This is a genomic window from Chryseobacterium sp. AC405b (assembly GCF_979258685.1).
In genome coordinates this window covers 2,241,624-2,261,712 of the sequence record NZ_OZ409877.1, presented here as the reverse complement: position 1 = coordinate 2,261,712, position 20,089 = coordinate 2,241,624, and the positions used below count along the sequence as shown (strand labels likewise).

17 protein-coding genes and 1 pseudogene are annotated in these 20,089 nt (G+C 35.8%); 3 read left to right on the top strand and 15 right to left on the bottom strand.

Going from position 1 to position 20,089, the window contains the following annotated elements:
• Positions 1 to 2: 2 nt before the first annotated feature.
• Positions 3 to 812, top strand: coding sequence for a DUF4197 domain-containing protein (locus ACZZZA_RS10920; protein WP_463431702.1), 810 nt, complete (start codon positions 3 to 5; stop codon positions 810 to 812).
• A 314-nt stretch (positions 813 to 1,126) separates the two neighbouring features.
• Here the strand turns inward: ACZZZA_RS10920 and ACZZZA_RS10915 are convergent, their stop codons facing one another.
• The 4 genes from ACZZZA_RS10915 to ACZZZA_RS10900 all read right to left on the bottom strand — a co-directional run bounded on the left by ACZZZA_RS10915 (position 1,127) and on the right by ACZZZA_RS10900 (position 7,020).
• Positions 1,127 to 1,780 carry a CoA transferase subunit B gene (locus tag ACZZZA_RS10915; protein WP_463431701.1) on the bottom strand — a complete coding sequence of 218 codons (654 nt, stop codon included), beginning with the start codon at positions 1,778 to 1,780 and terminating at the stop codon, positions 1,127 to 1,129.
• A 132-nt stretch (positions 1,781 to 1,912) separates the two neighbouring features.
• A complete protein-coding gene (locus ACZZZA_RS10910; protein WP_463431698.1) occupies positions 1,913 to 2,617 on the bottom strand; it encodes a CoA transferase subunit A in 705 nt (234 codons plus the stop codon).
• Between the two features lie 215 nt (positions 2,618 to 2,832).
• Positions 2,833 to 4,062 carry a PKD domain-containing protein gene (locus ACZZZA_RS10905; RefSeq protein ID WP_463431696.1) on the bottom strand — a complete coding sequence of 410 codons (1,230 nt, stop codon included), beginning with the start codon at positions 4,060 to 4,062 and terminating at the stop codon, positions 2,833 to 2,835.
• A gap of 210 nt (positions 4,063 to 4,272) precedes the next feature.
• Entirely contained in the window at positions 4,273 to 7,020 is a 2,748-nt protein-coding gene (locus ACZZZA_RS10900; RefSeq protein ID WP_463431694.1) for a fibronectin type III domain-containing protein, read from the bottom strand.
• Between the two features lie 262 nt (positions 7,021 to 7,282).
• Between ACZZZA_RS10900 and rplS the strand changes: the two genes are divergently transcribed.
• Positions 7,283 to 7,639: a 50S ribosomal protein L19 gene (gene rplS, locus ACZZZA_RS10895; protein WP_007846341.1), complete on the top strand. Its 357-nt coding sequence runs from the start codon at positions 7,283 to 7,285 to the stop codon at positions 7,637 to 7,639.
• 145 nt (positions 7,640 to 7,784) lie between these two features.
• Here the strand turns inward: rplS and ACZZZA_RS10890 are convergent, their stop codons facing one another.
• The 6 genes and pseudogenes from ACZZZA_RS10890 to ACZZZA_RS10865 all read right to left on the bottom strand — a co-directional run bounded on the left by ACZZZA_RS10890 (position 7,785) and on the right by ACZZZA_RS10865 (position 14,823).
• Positions 7,785 to 8,813 (bottom strand): hemin-degrading factor, encoded by a 1,029-nt coding sequence (locus ACZZZA_RS10890; RefSeq protein WP_463431682.1) that lies wholly within the window; start codon positions 8,811 to 8,813, stop codon positions 7,785 to 7,787.
• 65 nt (positions 8,814 to 8,878) lie between these two features.
• Positions 8,879 to 9,652 carry a heme ABC transporter ATP-binding protein gene (locus ACZZZA_RS10885; RefSeq protein WP_463431680.1) on the bottom strand — a complete coding sequence of 258 codons (774 nt, stop codon included), beginning with the start codon at positions 9,650 to 9,652 and terminating at the stop codon, positions 8,879 to 8,881.
• Positions 9,652 to 10,692, bottom strand: coding sequence for a FecCD family ABC transporter permease (locus ACZZZA_RS10880; protein WP_463431678.1), 1,041 nt, complete (start codon positions 10,690 to 10,692; stop codon positions 9,652 to 9,654). The genes ACZZZA_RS10885 and ACZZZA_RS10880 overlap by 1 nt, the downstream gene beginning before the upstream one ends.
• Positions 10,676 to 11,555, bottom strand: a pseudogene (locus tag ACZZZA_RS10875) (heme/hemin ABC transporter substrate-binding protein). Before ACZZZA_RS10875 ends, ACZZZA_RS10880 begins: the two are co-directional and overlap by 17 nt.
• Positions 11,556 to 11,578: 23 nt before the next feature.
• Complete coding sequence (locus ACZZZA_RS10870) at positions 11,579 to 12,679, bottom strand: HmuY family protein (protein WP_463431676.1); 1,101 nt, start codon at positions 12,677 to 12,679, stop codon at positions 11,579 to 11,581.
• Positions 12,680 to 12,684: 5 nt separating this feature from the next.
• Positions 12,685 to 14,823, bottom strand: a complete 2,139-nt coding sequence (locus ACZZZA_RS10865) for a TonB-dependent receptor plug domain-containing protein (protein ID WP_463431674.1) — start codon at positions 14,821 to 14,823, stop codon at positions 12,685 to 12,687.
• Between the two features lie 95 nt (positions 14,824 to 14,918).
• Between ACZZZA_RS10865 and ACZZZA_RS10860 the strand changes: the two genes are divergently transcribed.
• Positions 14,919 to 15,716, top strand: coding sequence for a choice-of-anchor J domain-containing protein (locus ACZZZA_RS10860; protein ID WP_463431672.1), 798 nt, complete (start codon positions 14,919 to 14,921; stop codon positions 15,714 to 15,716).
• A 118-nt stretch (positions 15,717 to 15,834) separates the two neighbouring features.
• Here the strand turns inward: ACZZZA_RS10860 and ACZZZA_RS10855 are convergent, their stop codons facing one another.
• The 5 genes from ACZZZA_RS10855 to ACZZZA_RS10835 form a co-directional block, all read right to left on the bottom strand.
• On the bottom strand, positions 15,835 to 16,125 hold the full coding sequence (locus ACZZZA_RS10855) for a putative quinol monooxygenase (RefSeq protein WP_463431670.1): 291 nt from the start codon (positions 16,123 to 16,125) through the stop codon (positions 15,835 to 15,837).
• An 84-nt stretch (positions 16,126 to 16,209) separates the two neighbouring features.
• On the bottom strand, positions 16,210 to 17,025 hold the full coding sequence (locus tag ACZZZA_RS10850) for a sulfite exporter TauE/SafE family protein (RefSeq protein WP_463431668.1): 816 nt from the start codon (positions 17,023 to 17,025) through the stop codon (positions 16,210 to 16,212).
• Positions 17,026 to 17,095: 70 nt separating this feature from the next.
• Entirely contained in the window at positions 17,096 to 18,337 is a 1,242-nt protein-coding gene (locus tag ACZZZA_RS10845; RefSeq protein WP_463431666.1) for a sulfate adenylyltransferase subunit 1, read from the bottom strand.
• A 58-nt stretch (positions 18,338 to 18,395) separates the two neighbouring features.
• Positions 18,396 to 19,304: a sulfate adenylyltransferase subunit CysD gene (cysD, locus tag ACZZZA_RS10840; RefSeq protein WP_463431664.1), complete on the bottom strand. Its 909-nt coding sequence runs from the start codon at positions 19,302 to 19,304 to the stop codon at positions 18,396 to 18,398.
• Between the two features lie 13 nt (positions 19,305 to 19,317).
• Positions 19,318 to 20,010: a phosphoadenylyl-sulfate reductase gene (locus ACZZZA_RS10835; protein WP_463431663.1), complete on the bottom strand. Its 693-nt coding sequence runs from the start codon at positions 20,008 to 20,010 to the stop codon at positions 19,318 to 19,320.
• Positions 20,011 to 20,089: the final 79 nt, after the last annotated feature.

Genomic DNA, 20,089 nt, shown 5'->3' with positions numbered 1-20,089 from the left:
CGATGAAAAAAACATTTCTATTGGCGGCTGGATTATTATTTTCAGTTTCTGCACAGGCACAGATTTTAGATATTATTAAATCTACCGTGAAAAATCAGACCGGAGTTGACCTTAACCAGCCGGTTAAAACGAAAACTACGACCAATTCTTCAACTAAAACTTCTACGAATACACAATTTCCAACGACCAACATCAACAGTCTTACTTCGACCCAAATTTCATCAGGTTTAAAAGAAGCTCTGACTCTTGGGGTAACTGAAGGGGTAAAAAAATTGGCCGTGACAGATGGTTTTTTGAAAAATGAGGCTGTGAAGATTTTAATGCCCGAAAAATTACGAGTTATAGATACAAAACTCCGTGCTTTCGGATTGGGAAGTTTAGCTGATCAGGGTGTAAAATTACTCAACAGAGCCGCAGAAGATGCAGTGACAGAATCTGCCCCGATCTTTACAAAAGCCATTACCTCGATGACCATTACGGATGCTAAAAATATTTTGCTGGGTGGAGATAATTCTGCAACCAATTATTTACAAACAAAAACAAAATCTCAGCTTTTCACTGCTTTTCAGCCTAAAGTGAAAGCCTCTTTGGGAAAAGTAGGTGCTGATAAAGTTTGGAATAATCTGATTTCAAAATACAATACTTTAACAGGAAATGCTGTTTCCACCGACCTCAATGAATATGTAACCAACGAAACCATCAATGGTGTTTTTAAAATGGTTGCCGAAAAAGAAAGCGGGATCAGGAATAATTCTGTAATGAGAACGACGAGTATTTTGCAGAAGGTTTTTGGGGCGCAGGATGGAAAATAAATTTCTTTTTATACAATGAATAAAAATTAATTCAAGATTAATTAATTTTTCTTTTGTCTTGAAACAAAAGAAACAAAAATTCAAGACTTGAATCTCTTCGCTAAAAATAAAATCTGTTAACTAAAAATTCTAAAACTTGCGCGAGTTCGGTATTTGTTCTTAAAATCAGAATTTTTGTCGCGCTTCAAACAATAGAATTTTCTTAACGTTCACAGAATTTATTTTCTTAACGCTACGATTTCCTATGTCGATTTAATGACAAAATTATTTTCAAATAAAAAAAACCTTGTCGATGTGACAAGGTTTTGCTTTATTTAGAATTGCATTTCAGGAATTTCTCCTTCGATGATTAAATCAGCTTCTGTTGATTTGATGATGTGTTCTACTGAAACACCGGGAGCTCTTTCAACCAATTTAAATCCGGCTGGAGTTACATCCAAAACTGCCAATTCGGTTACAACTTTCTTTACGCAATTGATTCCGGTTAACGGAAGTGTGCATTTTTTCAGTATTTTGCTTTCACCGGCTTTGTTGACGTGCATCATGGCAACAATAATATTTTCAGCAGAAGCTACCAAATCCATCGCACCGCCCATTCCTTTCACCATTTTTCCGGGGATTTTCCAGTTGGCAATGTCACCATTTTCTGAAACTTCCATCGCTCCAAGAATGGTAAGATCAACTTTCTGACTTCTGATCATCCCGAAACTGAATGCAGAATCGAAAAACGATCCGCCATCCAGAATGGTAATCGTCTGTTTTCCGGCATTGATGACATCTGCATCTTCTTCGCCCTCAAAAGGAAATGGTCCCATTCCCAAAACTCCGTTTTCACTTTGAAATTCTACCGAAAGATTGTCCGGAACGTAATTGGCAACCAATGTTGGGATTCCGATTCCTAAGTTGACGTAATATCCGTCTTTTACTTCTTTGGAAATACGTTTTGCTATATCTTCTTTACTTAACATTTTTAATTTGATTTTTTTAACGCAAGAGCGCAAAGTTTTTTTAAAGATTGACGCTGCTTTTAAGTTCGCAAAGGTGCTCCACTTAGCAAAGTCACACAAATTTTAATTACTGAAGTGTCTGAATGAATATATTTAATTATTATTCTTTCTTACAGTTCTTTGTTCGATTCTTTTTTCAAATTTTTCGCCTTGGAAGATTCTTTGAATCATAATTCCCGGGATGTGAATCTGGTTTGGATCTAATTCTCCCGGAGCCACCAATTCTTCTACTTCAGCAATGGTGATTTTTCCTGCTCCAGCCATTGGATGATTAAAATTTCTTGCGGAACCTTTAAAAATTAGATTTCCTGCATGATCTCCTTTCCAGGCTTTTACGATGGAATAATCTGCTTCGTAAGCATGTTCAAGAATATGTGGTTTTCCGTTGAAATCTTTTACTTCTTTCCCTTCTGCGACTTCAGTTCCAAAACCTGCTGGTGTGTAGAATGCAGGAATTCCTGCTTGTGCAGCTCTGCATTTTTCGGCTAAAGTTCCCTGTGGTGTCAATTCAACATCCAGTTCGCCAGAAAGCATCTGTCTTTCAAATTCTGCGTTTTCTCCAACGTAAGAAGAAATCATTTTTTTGATCTGCTTTTTCTGCAACAACAATCCCAATCCGAAGTCGTCGACTCCGGCATTGTTTGAGATACACGTAAGTTCTTTTACATCACTGTCTACCAATGCGTTGATTGAATTTTCCGGAATCCCGCAAAGTCCGAAACCTCCAAGCATCAAAGTCATTCCGTCGTGAATGCCTTCGATAGCTTCTTGTGCATTTTTTACTCTTTTATCTATCATGAAATATTAGATTTTCTGTCGGCTAAATTTAATACTTTTCTTTATAACTTCATTTATAAGATTCATTTGAATATTTTATAAAAAAATAAAGGTTTGTAATTGGTCATAAGATTTGAATTTACATTTTTATAAATTTCAAATAATCAAAAAATTTGTCTATAATATGGAGGATGATTATTGTTAAGAGATAGGGGAATTTTCTTTATAATAAAGATTTATTGTTTCTGAATTTTTATGTTTTGAATACTTTTATCTGAATAGTAAAATCTAATTATATAAAACCCTTTAGGATATAAATGAATATCAATTTTTCCTGTTTTCTGGTTTATTTTTTCCCAGCCGGTTACTTTTCTACCTGTAGAATCATACATCTCTATTCTATCTAATAATTTTTCTCCTTCATAGAATATAAAGTCAGAAGCAGGATTTGGGTAGAATTTTAACTTCGTAGTTTTGCTTTCGGCTACTAAGAGTTGATTCACATTAACCGTTTTTGTAATATTGGAAGAACACGAGTTTCTATAGACCGTCAAAGAAACAGTGTAGGTTCCAGATGCTGCATATTGGTGAATGGAGTTTATTGTTGTAGATGTCACTCCATCTCCGAAATCCCACAAAACAGAATCATAATTTGATGAAATATTATTGAAAGTAACCTGCTGATTATTTCCGGAAACAGAAAAATCGGCATTTATATGGTAAAGATTCATCAGCCATTGTGCAGGATTGGTCAATACTGTATTTCCTGAAATCTGCTGATAGTATTGTGCTGTATTTTGCGTAAGTCCACCAAAATAACCTGAAAGATGAGAAGTCTGTTTATATAATGTAGCATATACTGATGCTGCAACAAGATAACTTCCGTTAAGGTTTGGATGTATATCATTATAGCTACCGTGTAATGCTAAATCCTGGGATGCAGTATAATGTACTCTTGCAGATTCTCCTGCAGGAATCATCTCTACCTGCATAAGATTAGACATTTTTGTAACGGAATCTTTTATCATTCCTTGTATATTAAAATAAGTGGCGTAATCATTTTGGGAGGGCACTCCATAAGGTATTTCATAAAGAAAAATTTTTGAACACGGACTGTATTTTCTTATAGAATCTCTTATTGTTTTTCCTCTGTTTGCTGTTACGCTAACCGGATAAGAAACCCCAGCAGATTCAGAGGTTCCGGGCTGTAAAACGGCATACTTATATATTTTTGATCTTATTGCCTGGTACAATGCCGCATCATTAACATGATTCACAAAACCTGTACCTCCTACTGTATACGAAGTAACTTCCACTGTTTTTCCTTTATCAATCGCTATATTTTTAAACAATTCCGGCATATTATTATAATAAGTCATGCTATTTCCTACAAACAATACCTGATCTGTTTGCCCTGAAATATTAAGAAAAAATATAAAAGCTAATAATGTAAATATTTTATTCATAGTAAAAATATAGTTAATAAATTATTGTAAACATTCCAAATTATGGAATTTTATAAGTAAATATATTTAAAAAAACAATATACTCTTAAATATTTTATCACCAATCTTGAGAAAGATTAAAGCAGATTTACTCTAAAAATAATTTACAAAAGGTTTTAAAACGAAAAAAGCGGAAACAAGTTCCGCTCTATATCAGTAAATTATGAATGGTTATTCGATAATCAATTTTAAAGTAAATAATTTCCTGGTATATACTTTTACAAAATAAACACCTTTTGGAAGATTCTCATTGACCAAAGAAAAACGTTGATTCTGAACGTTTTCCGATCTATATAAAAGTTGACCTGTTGCAGATAACAACTCAATCTTATCAATCGGATAATCACTTTTTATGAAACTTGGCTGGCCCGGTTTTGTAGGATTAGGGTATAAAACTACATTTTTCTCGGTTTTATTATTCGTTTCTGCAGTTCCTAAAGTTGGTGAGGTTACCTGAAACTGTACTCTGTTTGAAACTTCGGTATACGAATCGTTGGTGAACATCACCATGTAATAATTACCTGCTGTAGTTGGTACTCCATTTACATTTCCTGTGATGGTTTTTGTACCTTGGGTAACGCCATCGAAATAAGTGTAAGAAATAAAATTATCATCCGGAATAGAGACACTCTGAGGATAAATTCCCAACCAGTCTTTGATGATTCCCGGAGAATCTGTCCACGAAGCGGTAATATTTTCACCTAAAGTATACACTGGCTTATTGATCCAAAGTTCTGTAACGATATCACCTACTTTGAAGAAAACCTTCTCTCCTACGGTATTATAACCGTCTTCAAGAAAATACTGAGCATAATAATAACCTTTCGGAAGTCCTGTAAAATTCAGAGTTCCTGCAGCAGCATTTACATAACTCCATTTTGATGCGGGAGTCGGGCCGGGAACCTGCCCCATTTTGTAAATCCCGATCCAGTCTTTTACTAAATTGGGTGCATTACTGTAGTTCACTACCACTGTACCGCCAACTGGATAATTGTTGGCAGTTGTCTGAAGCACAACTTTTGGTCCTACATAAAAGTTTTTCTTCGGAGCAATGTCTGTATAACCATTATTGGCAAAAAATCCTGCAAAATACTGACCTTTAGTTGCCAAACCATTGGGAAAGCTGGCTATCCCTGAAGTTTGCCCGTTGGTGTAAACAAAGCCTTGGGAAGTTGTAGTCGCCGGGTTTTGACCTTTTTTGTAAAGTCCTACCCAATCCTGCTGATTTCCCGGCCCATCATTATAAGTTACTGTGATGGCTTCATTCTGCAGATATTCTGTTTTATCTAAAGTAAAACTCGGGTTAGAAACTACACTTCCTGTTACCTGAAACTGTTTTACATCGCTCCATTCGCTCCATTCCATATTTCTGTCTCTATAGCGGGTTTTCACATAATACGTTCCGTTGGTTATAGAATTGGCAGCGAATGTCATTTTCGTAATATCTACACCTGCATTGATGTTTTTAGTAAGATCCGGATTTCCGTTTCCTTCTTTTCCGAACCAGTTTTCGTAATCTCTGTAAAAATCTTTTTCGATTACAGAAAAGTCAGCCACTTTACTTACTAAAAACTGAGTACTGTTTAATAGTTCATTTGCCGGCGAAGAGAATGCGCTTCCATTCAAAGTTAAAGGTAAAGTGATCGGTGCCGAAAATGTATTGGTGATCATCGGTTTTACCGGTTTAGGCTTATTTTTATAACGGTGGAATGAATCGATCAATACATTATCTTTCTGAGTATAAATACCTCCGATAGAATAACTTTCGATATCTACTTTTCCATTGGTAACATCTACTTCGATGATTTGATACGTCCAATCTGTCAGTGTTTTTTGTACGTCATCAAAATCCTGTTCTGTTGACATTCCCCAATATTGATCCCAAGCCGTTCCGCCTGATATAATCTGATAATTTGGTGTGTTTTTTAACTGACCTCTGTGGTAAAGGTGATGGTGAGCTCCTACATGCATCAAATATTTTTCTGAACCTGCCAAAAGTGGCACCGCATTGTTTCTTACCCAAGTAGAAATATCACCCACATATTGCTCTGCCTGATACGGTCTGTGACTTAAAGAAATGATCCAGTCGACTGTAGTATCGGTATTGGCAGCATTTAAAACCTGCTGAAGCCATGTTTGCTGTGCAGATCCTGTATGTTCTGAACTTAAACTTACAAACAAAACGTTTCCGGCTTGATGTGCGTAATAGTTTTCGTTACCCGATGTGATATTTTTATAACTTATTTCATCAATATTAAAATGCGCATAGTAAGAATTCATTCCCATCGTACCATAGGTTTCGTGGTTTCCTACTGTTGTAAGAATCGGAAGGTAAGGTGACAGTTTTCTATTTTTCTTGAAATGTACATTTTCATAATGATCCAGAGTTCCTACATCAACCTGATCTCCCACCATAAAAGTTAAAGCAATATTGTCTGAAGGATCTGAATTGATTCCAAACTTTTCTTTTATTTTTTTATACGCTTTATAATTTAATGAATCATAACGAGGTTCTGCTTTGATCTGGTTGTCTCCCATGATCAAAAAACGTATTTTACCATCTGAGGTTACAGGTTGCCCCGCAAGAGGAAGCGTTCTGAAATTATAGACTGCCGACTCGCTGGTTCCGGTTTTAATTTTATAATAATATTTCGTATTGGGCTGTAAGTTGGTAATCTTTGCTGTGTGATAATAATAATTGTTATTATATCCTGTATCAGAAAAAATGTTGGTTGTTCCTGTTACAGTTACATTGAGGTTCGTAGGAGAGTTTCCGTAAAGAACCGTAGTTTCGTTGTTTGAGCTTGTCTTCCAGTTGACAATCATAGAATTAGGAGCCGGATTTTGCAAATAAGGGTACAAAACCTGAGCATAAGTAAGTTGGACGACTAAAAAAAAGAATAATAGATAATGCCTCATGATAATTTTGTTGAGTTGAATAACTAAAGAATGATTTCACTTTTATAATGCGGCAAATATAAATTTCATGTATAAACTCAGAATGACGTTAATAATAAACAACCATTAATTTTTCTCTGAAAAAAAGCACTAAAAACATGCTTTAGTATCATAAAATTGTTTGGCATATTCAAAAAGTATTTCATATATTTGCAACCTGTTATTCAACCTCTGACGAAGTCCGTGTAAGTTGCTTAGCGTAACATATTTTATTTTATTAATAATGGATTTATTAAAGTACGTACAAGACAAGTACATTACAAAAAAAGAATTCCCAGAATTCAAAGCTGGTGATACAATCACTGTGTATTACGAGATTAAGGAAGGTCAAAAAACAAGAACTCAGTTCTTCAAAGGAACTGTAATCCAATTGAGAGGAACAGGTTCTACAAAGACTTTTACAATCAGAAAAATGAGTGGTGATGTAGGTGTAGAGAGAGTTTTCCCTATCAACATGCCGGCTCTTCAAAAAATTGAAGTTGACAGAAGAGGTAAAGTTAGAAGATCTAGAATTTACTACTTCAGAGATCTTAGAGGTAAAAAAGCGAGAATTAAAGACGCTGCTTACAAGAAAAAATAATTCAGACAACAACACATACGAAAAGAGACTGCTAATTTTAGCGGTCTCTTTTTATTTTATAAAAAACTAAAGTTTCCTTCCAAAAAAAACCGTTTTGCCACAAGAACAAAACGGTCTTCATCAAATTATCTAATTGTTACTTTTTCTACTTTTCCAAATCTGCCACAAGATCTTTCCATTCCTGTAATTCAGGGATTCCCGGTTTTCTTTTCCCGAAAAACTGTACGATAAAATCACCTTCTTTGTTGAATACTTCGATAGCTGTTACCTCACCATCATCTGTCGGTTTTTTCACGATCCAGGCTTCAGCGATTTTCGTTACATCTAAATGCAGATTAAAATCAGGATCCATCACATTGAACCACTGTTGGTGCCACATCGTTTTTTTAACCTCACCGGTATGAATCTGAATAATCCCTCTGTTCCCAACGAAAATCATGATGGGAAGATTTTTTTCAGAAGCATCTTCAAGCACATTGACCACTTTTGAAGTTTCGATTTTTTTAGCATAACCTTCAGGAGCCAGTCGTAAAGCCTGAGTTCTTGAAACTCCGAATTTTCTGGTCATCATGAAGAAATCATGGGTATCTTTTAGTTCAGTCCAGGCTTTTCTGAACCCTTCTGCATCGATTTCAGAATCTGCTTTTTCAGCAGCTTTTGGAACAACTTTTTCAAATTCAAATTTTTCATTCTGGTCTTCAGCTTTAAAATGAGCAATAATTTCTTCAAAAGCTTCAACGTTGCTCTCTTTTGTTACATATATTTTATGAAGTGCCAAACCGTCTTTCCCGAAGAACTGAATACTTTTTTTATCATCTTCTACTACTGCAAAAGCGAATTTCCAGTGATTCATAAATATTCTCAGATCAATATCTTCTCCCACAAAAAGCTGTGCGTGAGGACTGCTGAAATCACCGTTCAGGTAAGTTCCTTTTCTTTCGTGTACGCATTCTTCGTTTCTGGTAAGAGCCATCACCTTACCCATTTTTTCAACTTCTGTTAAGATATTTGCAAATTCAGGCTTAAGAACGGTCACCTCTTCTCCAACGTTAGTGAGTAACAATTCCGCTTCGCTCACACCCAATTGCTGTGCTGCATTTCTAATTCTCAAATGAGGATTTTCTATTTTCAAAGATTCCCATTTTTCTTTTAGTTCATTGATTACTGTATTCATTATTTTATCTTTTATGGTTTAAAATTAATTGAGGGATATTTTTAATTCATCATTATTTTCCAAGATTATCCAAAAATAATCATGGGGTTTGCGTTAATAGGATGCGGGCAAATCGTACATGGAAAATTGTAAGCCTGCGTAATATTTTCTGAAGTAAACACCTCTTCCGGCGTTCCGTAAGCAGAAACTTTTCCCGATTTCATTAATACAATTTTGTCTGCAAACTGTGCTGCCAAATTCAAATCATGCAATACAACTATTGCAGAGTTTTCCTTTTGTGTAAATTTTTTAATGATTTCTAAAGCTCTGTACTGATGTTTGACATCCAGATTATTTAAAGGCTCATCCAGAAAAATCAACTTTTTTTCAATTTTGTTTTCCACCTGAGCCATTACTCTTGAAAGATGTACACGTTGTTTTTCACCACCGGACAGAGTATTGTAATCTCTTTCTTTTAAGTGATACACATCGGTTTCGTACAAGTGCTTATTCATCGCTTCGAAATCTTCTTTTCTTGGCTGAGAATCGAAGTACGGATAGCGCCCCATCATCACAACATCTTTTACCTGCAAAGGAATTTCATTGGAATTGTGTTGAGAAAATTTGGCTTTGTGCATTGATAATTCCCGAACTTCCCAATCAGAAATATCTTTATCTTTAAATAAAATTTTCTGTTTGCCTTGCTGCACTTCATGAGCCAAGACACTCAATAAACTTGACTTTCCGGCTCCGTTGGGTCCTACAATCACTAAAAATTCGCCATATCCTAAAGTGATATCAACTTCATTAAGAATAAAAAAATCTTTATGCTTGTAATTGATTTTATTCGCCTTTACCATCAGAGTGATTTTTTAAATTTAATTAAAATTGCGATGAAAATGGGTCCGCCAATAAGTGAAGTTAAAATACCAATCGGCAATTCTGAGGGTGCCACAATACTTCTGCTGACGGTGTCTGCAATGAGAAGTAAAATACTTCCCAAAACCGCTGACAAAGGCAGAATAAACGTGTAGTTTGACTTAAATAAAAGCCTTAAAATATACGGGACAATAAGACCGACAAAACCAATTGTTCCGGAAAATGCCACACAAGTTCCTACCATTAAAGAGGTGATGATGATGATCTGTTTTTTTAATTTTTCTACATTAATTCCTAAATGCTGTGCATCTCTTTCGCCCAACATCATTGCATTTAGAGCCTTTCCTTTTGGCAGTAAAATGAGGTATGAAATGATCATTACCACTGCTAAGACAATATTCTTCGTCCAGGTTGCGGCGGCAAGACTTCCCATATTCCAAAACGTTAAATCTCTCAACTGTTCGTCTTTTGAAATATAAATCAAAAATCCTGTGACTGAAAAACCGATTGATGTAATCGCTACACCACTCAGTAACATCATGACCACATTAGTTTTACCACTGCTCGTGGAAATTCTGTACACCAGCATCATTGCCAACAAGGCTCCTAAAAAAGCTGAAATACCTGTAAGTGAAAATTGAACCGCCTCAGGAAGATATTGCTTAAAATGTCCGCCGAGAACAATTGCAATGGCTGCCAATAAGGTTGCACCAGAAGTTAAACCTATCGATTCACCCGTTGCCAGAGGATTTTTAAATAAACCCTGCAAACTTGTTCCGGAAACTGCAAGCATACTTCCTATCAAAATTGCCATGATAATTCTGGCTGCACGTACATCCCAAATCACATATTTGTCGCTTAAAGCTAAATTTGGATCACCCATGATCATTTGGTTTAAAACTGTAAAAGGGGAAATCCCATTAAAGTCATAAACCCCAATATAAAGTGCCACAATTGCCAGTATCACGAGCAAAATGACACTTATTGTGAAATAAAAATATAATTTATTTTGTGCTTTCAATTAAAAGTTTGTTTAATGCAACTGCAGCCTCACCTAATCTATGGACCAAAACCGGAAACCAAACCTCCGTCCATTGCGATAATCTTGTTGTTTTTACCCGCATTTGTCTGAGAAACTCCTGGCATTTTTAAAGCTCCTTCGTTTCCGCCAGAACCCTGAAGACCTGTTGAGAAGAAGAATAAAACATCCGGATTTGCTTTCACTACTGCTTCCGGAGTCAATGGTTTAAAATCTTCAAAATCATTGATCGCATTTTCTCCTCCTGCAAGACCAATTAACGCAGCCATCGGTGTATTTTTACCAGAAACCATCATCATATTTCCTCTGGCGTAGATGAATAATACCTTTGGTTTTTTTGCAATGGGCTGAATTTGCTTTAAATCTGCATCAATCTTATCATTTAATTTCTGATAATCAGTATTTCCGACAGCTTTTGCAACATCAGCGATCAGTTTGTTGGTTCCTGCTACAGAAAATTCCTGTTTAAATAATTCAGATTTAATTCCTGAAGCTTTAATTTTTCCTAATAACTCCGGATTGATATCTTTTTCAGAAGCCAAAATCAATGTTGGAGAAACTGCCATAATCGGCTCGATCGTCATTGATCTTACGTGACCTAAATCTTTAGCGGTAGCTTTTAAAGTTTCAGGATAAGTACTTGTAACATCTGTTGCTACGATTTCGCTGTCGTGACCCAATGCACTTACAATTTCTGTAATTCCACCGCTTAGCGAAACGATTTTATGGTTGGTTTTTGGAGTTTCAGAGGAAACTTCAGTACCGTTTTCTGTAGGTTTTGCAGTTTCTTTTGTGCAAGAATGTACTGCCATAAGAACAGAAGCTGCAAGAATGAATTTTTTCATGTTTAATTATTATTTGATTATTTCTATAAAGGTTTGAATTCAAATTGAGGTTTCCCACGTTCTCCTTCCGGACTGGTAAGCCGCATGAATTTTAATTTAAAATAATATCCGTTGGCGTCTTTTATGATGTAGAAAACACTGTTGTTGACAGAAGATCCTCCCGGTCCTGCAACACGCCAATTTCCGCCAATCGTTCTTTGATCATTGTAAACAAATTTCGACTGATCTATATCTGAAGTTTTAAACTGATTATAAGCTTCAACACCTGTAGTTGGTGCAGTTACTTTTACTTCATACGCAGCAGCACCTCCCATAATGTTGTGAGTAACAAAATCTGCGTAAACATAACTTCCGGCTCCGTCAATCAGATTTGTAAAGACCGTGAATGAGATATCCCATTTTTTCTTTTCGGGCTGAATGCTAACTTCTTTGTTGTTTTTAAGACTGAAAAATTTAAAGTTGTAAGAGTCATTTTTAGTAATAATTGCTTCTTTAATTGTTGTAGAATTAAGCTCAGCATACCTGATTCTGTAACCATCACCATATCTTGTCACCTGAATTTTCATCCATCCTCTGTTGTCACTACCCGTAAGCGCAGAACCTGTAGGAACTGTTCCTGTATAAATATCTTTTCCCATATTGACGATGTAAATTCCGTTTTCAGCATCATTTGCTTTCACTTCATCAATTGCCGTTGTCGCAGCAGGAAAATTGCCTGTCACGGCATCCACATAAATAACATTCGAAGGATTGTAGTTTGCTACCTGCACCTGAGCCATCAAAGCAGATGTACTGATCTCATTTACCTGAGACAAGTCGGTTGCATTAGGAACTTTTCCTGCTCCCATAGCAATGGAAGAATTAAGAACAACTTTAAATTCGTTTCCTGAATACAATCCAAGATCCCAATCTGTTCTTTTGTTGAAGGTCTGTTTAGGATTTCCATCAGCATCAACTTCACTCAGATCAATCCAAACCTGATTGGGTTGTGCGCCACCTCCCACAGAAGGCTCTACAGTTTTACCTTCAATGGATGGAACCGCTATAGGATCTTCATGGCCGTTGATACAGGATTGCGAAATGAAAGAAGTCCCCAACAGAAGACAGAATAGTATTTTTTTCATTTTATTTAAAAATTATAGTTTAATCTTACGAAATAGCTTCTGCCGTAAAAAAGATTCTGATTGTCGTTGGCAGCGGAATGACCATCACCTGAAAGCACGGTATTTTTGATAGTAGAGACATCAAATATATTTTTAACACCTGTACTTACTTCTAAATGATTATTAAAAAATGGCTGGCTCACTGTAAAATTCATCATATTGAACCCATCAATTTCTCCTAAAACATATTCTCCAGGATCCACTGCAGGGTTTACAGAAGCTTTGTGAGTGTATTGTTTACGTTTGCCAGTATATTTGTAGTACAGCGCAAAAAGTGTTTTGGTTTTTTCTAAGGTATAGTTGGCTCCAAGATTGGCTTCTGCATAATAGTTGTAATCATCCGGAGAAACTGCATTTCCTGTACTTATACTTTGTGAAATTCCCAAAACCGAAACTCCTGTGTTAAGCGAGAAATTATTTTTTCTGAGACTGATCCCACCCCCGAAAACTGTTGATCTGTAATGATCTACATTGAGGTAAGTAAATCTCAGAGGCTGATTGTTGACAATCACATTTTCAATACGATCTTTTACATCGAGATACATTCCTGAAAGATTTAAACTGAATTTCCAGGCAGAAGATGTTGTTGTATTGTAATCCCAGAATAAGCCTGCAGAATAGCCTGTTTCCGGATTTAAATTTTCATTTCCCCGTATGTCGTGGTTATTATCAACCACATAAGTATAGAGCTCATCGTATGTTGGAAATCTGTTGGCAGAACCGAAAACAGCGCGCAAATCAGATTTTTCTGAAGTATTGTATTTTGCAGTTAAGGAATAATTATATTGAGAATCAAACTGATCACTTAAAGCTAATCTCACACCGGGGCGAATTGAAAACTGATCAGTCATTCTCCATTCTGCAGATAAGAAATTAGCGTAATTGAAAATGGTTCTTTCAATATTGATTCCGTTATTATTAGATTCAAAAGTTGATGCGGCGGCATATCCGCTTGTATGATCGAGTTCGTAGCCTAGCTGAAAATTAATTTTATCGTTATCAAGGAAATTGCTGAACATTCCACGGGAATAAAATATTTTAGAATTGTAAAAGGTAGATTTATCTTCTTTTGAAAGGATCTGTCTGTTGGGAACATCGTATTGATACTTTTGAGATATTCTTTCCTGAGTCTGATAAGAAAAATCACCGTTATAGTTAATCCTTGCACCAATTTTTGTCTGAAGATTCAACTGATGAATCCATCTTTTGGTAAAATAATCAACATCGTTTGCCGTGTAAGTTCTGTTGCCGTTTCCTAATGGTAAATCTGTTAAGCTGTTATCATAGAAATTAATAGTCTCTGTAAGAAAATTTATTTTATAAAAAAATGAAGTATTTCCTTTAGAATAGCGTACTGCCGCATTGGTAGTTAACTGATCTTTTGGCAGCCATTCATTTCCTCTCAGCTTCTCATCACCTTTGTTTAAATATTGATAACCTCTCAGATTGCCCTTATATCCCTGAAAATCATTATGATTAATATCTGCTGTTACAGACCAATGATCTGAAACTTTGTATCCTAAGTTTAAAGTCTGAACATGTCTGCCTTCGCCTTTTTTAAACCAGTCATAATCTTTGTTTACAGTCTCTTCCTGTAAACTGATCTGAGCACTGAACTTTTTTGCATAGCTTTTTTTGGTAATGATATTGATCACTCCGGCTACTGCATTATTCCCATATTCTACACCCATTGAGCCTTTTACGATCTCAATTCTTTCAATATTATTGACATTTATTTTGGTAAGATCTACCAGATTTCCCATTCCCTGATCGCTTACGACAGGTATATTATCGATGAGAACTTTTGTGTATTGTCCGTTTAGTCCTAAAATATTGGCATTAGAATCGCCACTTCCGGAATTGGGTTCAACTAAAATATTCAGATTTTGATTAAGAACTTCAGCTGCATTGGTTACAGCCATATTTTTAATTTGTGCCGCATCTATTACCTCTACTTTGTAAATAGATTTGTTAACAGACTGTTGCATATACTGTCCGGTGATCACCACTTCATCGATCTTTTTCAGACTAAGAGAATCTCTTTCCTGCGCATTGATCCAAAAAAGAGCTGATAATGATACCACAGAAAGCACTTTCTTCTTCATAAACTCAAATATTTTTGACAAATATATGCTTTATTTAGAATAGTTAAAAATAATTTTATTAGTTTTGTAGAATAATTCTAAATAAAAATAACGTCATGAAAATAAAACTACTTTTAGGAGCTTTAGTTTTTTCTGCCTTATCAGCAAATGCACAGGTAGCTACATTAAACGAAACATTCAATGCTTTTACACCGGGGCCGGCAGCATTCCCAAGTAACGGATGGACAACCGTTTTACCTGCAGCAACAGGAAATCCTGGACCAATGATGCTGGTTGTTGTAGACGGAGCCAACCGATTTTTACAATCTTACTCAGGAGGAAATATGAATTCACCATCATACGTAGTGAGTCCTCAAATTGTAGCACCTACCGGTGACAAAACGCTTACATTTAAAGCAAGAAAAAACGCTACTTCAGCTCCTGGAATGATTCAGGCTGGTCTGGTTTCTAATCCTTCAGATATGTCGACATTTGTAGCATTAGGCGCACCAACGATGTTGACAGGAGATACATTCCAAAACATTAATGTGGTTGTACCCAATTCTGCTTCTACTTATTTAGCCATAAAATTTACAGGTCACGTCGCTCCGCATACAGCGCTGGAATTTGATGATTTCCAATATTTACCTACAGGATCTTTAGGTGTTTCGGATCATCTGAAATCTACTGAAGAAATTAAATTTGCCCTTAATAATGAAAATACGGCTTTACAGTTTACGGGGAAATCTGAACCAAAAAACGTACAGATTTATGCTGCAACCGGAGCAAAAATCACAGAAGGAAAACCGAAAAATAAGCAATTTGATATCACTACACTTCAAACGGGTGTATACTATATTTTAATTGAAACCAATGCAGGAACGGTTGTAAAATCGAAATTCATTAAAAAATAAATACTTTCTATTTTTTCTAAAAAGGCAGTCTCATCACGGTGAAACTGCCTTTTGCATTTTTTAGCTTCTAGCTTCTAGCTTCTAGCTTCTAACTTCTAGCTTCTAGCTTCCAGCTAAATTAATAAATCCTGAAACCTTTGTAAACCTGAATAGTTTCTGTAAGAATTTTTGAAGCATTATTTCTGAACTCAAAAAGATGATCTGTACCGTTGTGACGGTTGTGGTGTTCTATGCTTTCCCATAATTCAATTAAGAAAAAAGTTCCTTTCTGCTCATTGTCTTCAATCAATTCGTATTGCAGACATCCTTCTTCTTTTCTGGTTTCTCTTACCAATTTCTGAAAAAGATCAACTGCTTCCATCAGGTAACTTTCGTTAAATTTGAAAAGTGCCACAATATGTAAATTCATGCTTAAATTTTTAGGCTATAAATGTAAAATTTTTGAAGCTGAACTATTGTCGAAATCTTAAAATATTTATAAAACTTTTTTAAACTAAAAAATAGATTTATAAATCGTAATCGAGCTCATCACAATTACCAAAGTGCCTATGACGATAAACATTTTTTTCACGGGTAATTTTGATGTAAGCATAGCTGAAAAAGGTGCAGTAATAATTCCGCCAATCAGAAGACCGAGAATGATGTTCCAATGTTGAATTCCCAGAGTAAAGAAAAAAGTAACTGCTGCTGTAACCGTTAAAATGAATTTTGCAACGGTAGAACTTCCCACTGCAAATCTTGGTGTAAATGAATTTTTAATGAGCGTTCCTGTAACCAAAGGTCCCCAACCGCCACCCGCAAAAGAATCTATAAAACCGCCAATTGCACCCAAACGGGTAAGGTTGGTTTTCTTTTTTAAAGTTTTGTCTTTTTTAGGATTAAAAGCATTTGATAAAATCTTAAAACCAAGATATAAAGTATAAAAAGCTATAATAGTTTTGGTGATTTTCGAATAATATTCACCCAAAAAAGTAAGGCATAAAGCTCCGATTACAGCTCCAAAAACTGCAGGAATTGCTAATTTTATCACCAGACTTTTGCTTACATTTTTCAGTTTTATGTGACTGATGCTTCCTGCAGCTGTTGTGAAACTCTCTGCAGAATGTATACTTGCACTTACAATAGGTGGCGGAATATTCAAAAACAAAAGTGTTGTGGTACAGATCACACCATATCCCATTCCCATAGAACCTGCGACAACCTCTGCAAAAATCCCCACCAAAAGCATCCAATAAAAAATATGATGATCTTTTGCTAAGATGATCTGAAGCTCATCCAAATAGCCCAGTTGATAGAATAAAAACATCATAACAGCCAAAATAATGACCGTTATAATAAGCACATTTAGCCTGATCTGAATTTTGCGCGAGATGATCATGCTACAAAATCATCACCGCTGCAACGGTAGAATTACTTGTTTCGTCAATCAAAATTGCATTTCCGGTAGATTGGCTATCTTCAAAGCTATCAAAAACCAAAGGTGAAGAAGTTTTCAATCTTAGTTTTACGACTTCATTTAATTTTATGCTTTCTGTAACCTGATTTTTTTCTAAAGTATTCACATCAATTGTATATTCAATTTCTTTGATGATTGCCTTCAATGTTTTGCTTTTATGCTGAATAAAATATTTATTTCCTTCATTCAGTTCTTTTTTATCCAGCCAACAGACGATTGCTTCAAACTCATTTTCTACTTTTGGGTGATGGTCAGTTTTCACAATAAAATCACCTCTACTGATGTCAATATCATCTTCAATGTGTAAAACTGCAGGTTGATTGGTAAACACAAGATCGACTTCCTTTCCTCCGGTTTCTATTTTTGAAATTCTCGTCAGAATATTTTGTGGAAGAACAGTAACCTCATCGCCTTTTTTGTAAACTCCCGAGATCACTTCTCCGGCATATCCGCGATAATCATGCAATTTTTCAGTTTGAGGACGGATAACATACTGCACCTGAAATCTGGGATTTTCCGAATTTTTGCTTTCATTAATTTCCACGTTCTCCAGATAATCTAATAACGGTAAGCCTTTATACCAGCTCATTCTCTCAGACTGTTCTACGATATTGTCACCATAAAAAGCCGAAATAGGAAAATATTCAACATTTTCCAATCCTAATTTTTCTGCTACCAAATCGTACTGCACTTTTATATTATCGTAAATCTCTTCAGAATAATTTACCAAATCCATTTTATTAATGGCAACCACCACATTTTTCATTTTCAACAATGAAGCGATGATAGAATGTCTTCTGGTCTGTTCTATGACGCCTTGTCTTGCATCAATCAGAATCACAATCAGCTGAGAATTTGAAGCTCCGGTGATCATATTTCTTGTATACTGAATATGTCCGGGAGCATCAGCAATGATAAATTTTCTTTTCGGAGTAGAAAAATACCGGTAAGCCACATCAATCGTAATTCCCTGCTCTCGTTCTGCCCTCAAACCGTCCGTAAGGATGGCGAGATCGATTCCGTTTTCATTTTTATTTTTTGACTGTTTTTCCAAAGCTTCAAGCTGATCAATCAATATATTTTTGCTGTCGTAGAGCAGTCTTCCAATTAATGTACTTTTTCCGTCGTCTACGCTTCCTGCTGTTATAAATCTTAATATGTCCACAATTAATTTAGTTATAAGTGATGAGTGATGAATGATGAATTATTTAAAAGCTTATTGCTTAAAAATATCCACTTTTTTTACGGTCTTCCATTGCGGCTTCAGTCACTTTATCATCAATTCTCGTTTCGCCACGTTCAGAGATTTTAGAAGCTGTAATTTCTCTTACCACATCATCCAAAGTTTCGGCAGAGCTTTCTACGGCGGCAGTACACGTCATATCACCAACGGTTCTGTATCGGACTTTTTTATTCTGAATGGTATCATTTTCATCAATCTGAATAAAATCTGAAACAGCTATCAGATTTCCGTCAAATTCAATTATATCTCTTTGATGTGCAAAATAAATGGATGGAAGCTGAATATTTTCTTTTTTAATATAATTCCAGACATCAAGCTCCGTCCAGTTTGATATTGGGAAAACTCTTACATTTTCACCTTTATTGATTCTCCCGTTGTAGATATTCCACAATTCGGGACGCTGAAGTTTCGGATCCCATTGCCCGAACTCATCACGGACGGAAAAAAAACGTTCCTTAGCTCTGGCTTTTTCTTCATCTCTTCTTGCCCCTCCAATACAGGCATCAAACTGAAATTCTTCAATTGTATCTAATAAAGTGTGGGTTTGCAACCAGTTTCTTGAGGCAAATTTACCTTTAGGTTCGGTCAAATTTTTAGCTTTAATGGTATCTTCCACCTTTCTCACGATCAACTCTACTCCTATATTTTCTGCTAAATAATCTCTAAATTGCAAAGCCTCCGGAAAGTTGTGTCCAGTATCAATATGCACCAAAGGAAAAGGAATCTTCATGGGTGCAAATGCCTTTATGGCTAAATGAACCAGCGTTATAGAATCTTTTCCGCCACTGAAAAGCAATGCAGGTTTTTCAAACTGTGCTGCGATCTCACGCATAATGTAGATGCTTTCCGCTTCCAACTGTTCCAGATAGTTTAATGTATATGTGCTCATTGAGAATTTTTTGTTAGTGTGTATGCAGACCGCATTCTTTTTGTGAACTTTCCCACCACCATCTCCCGGCGCGTGGGTTTTCATTTTCTTCGATGGCTCTTGTACAAGGCTGACAGCCAACGCTGATGAATCCTTTTTTGTGCAGAGATAATTCCTGTACATTATTTCGTTCCAGGTAATCTAAAACTTCTCTGTACGTCCAATTAATCAAAGGGTTGTATTTCCAAAGCTGTCTGCCTTCATCCCACTCTATGATCGGCATATTTTCACGATTTTCAGATTGCTCCGTACGAAGACCAGTGATCCAGACTTTTGCATTTTCCAGTGCTCTGTTCAGAGGTTTCACCTTTCGGATAAAGCAACATTCTTTCCTGTTTTCCACAGAATGGTAAAAAGCATTGATGCCTTTGGTATTGATATAATTTTCCACATCTGATGCTTCCGGAAAGTAGACTTCTGTTTTTATTTTATATCTCGAATTGTTTTGCGAAAGTAAATCGTAATGCTCATAAAACAGTCTTCCGGTATCTAAAGTAAAGACTTTGAAAGGAAGCTGATTGCGAAAAATAAGATCTGTAATCACCTGATCTTCCTGACCAAGCGATGTTGAAAAGACCACTCCATCCGAGAACTTTTCTGAAATAAATTGTAATCCGTCCTCTGGTGAAAGCTGTTCTAGTCTATCTGCATCTTCTTTTAAAATCATGGTTTATTCATTTGAAGTTGTGCAAATATCTAATAAAATTATTATCCTACCAAATAAGTAGACTTATAAATTAAAAAAA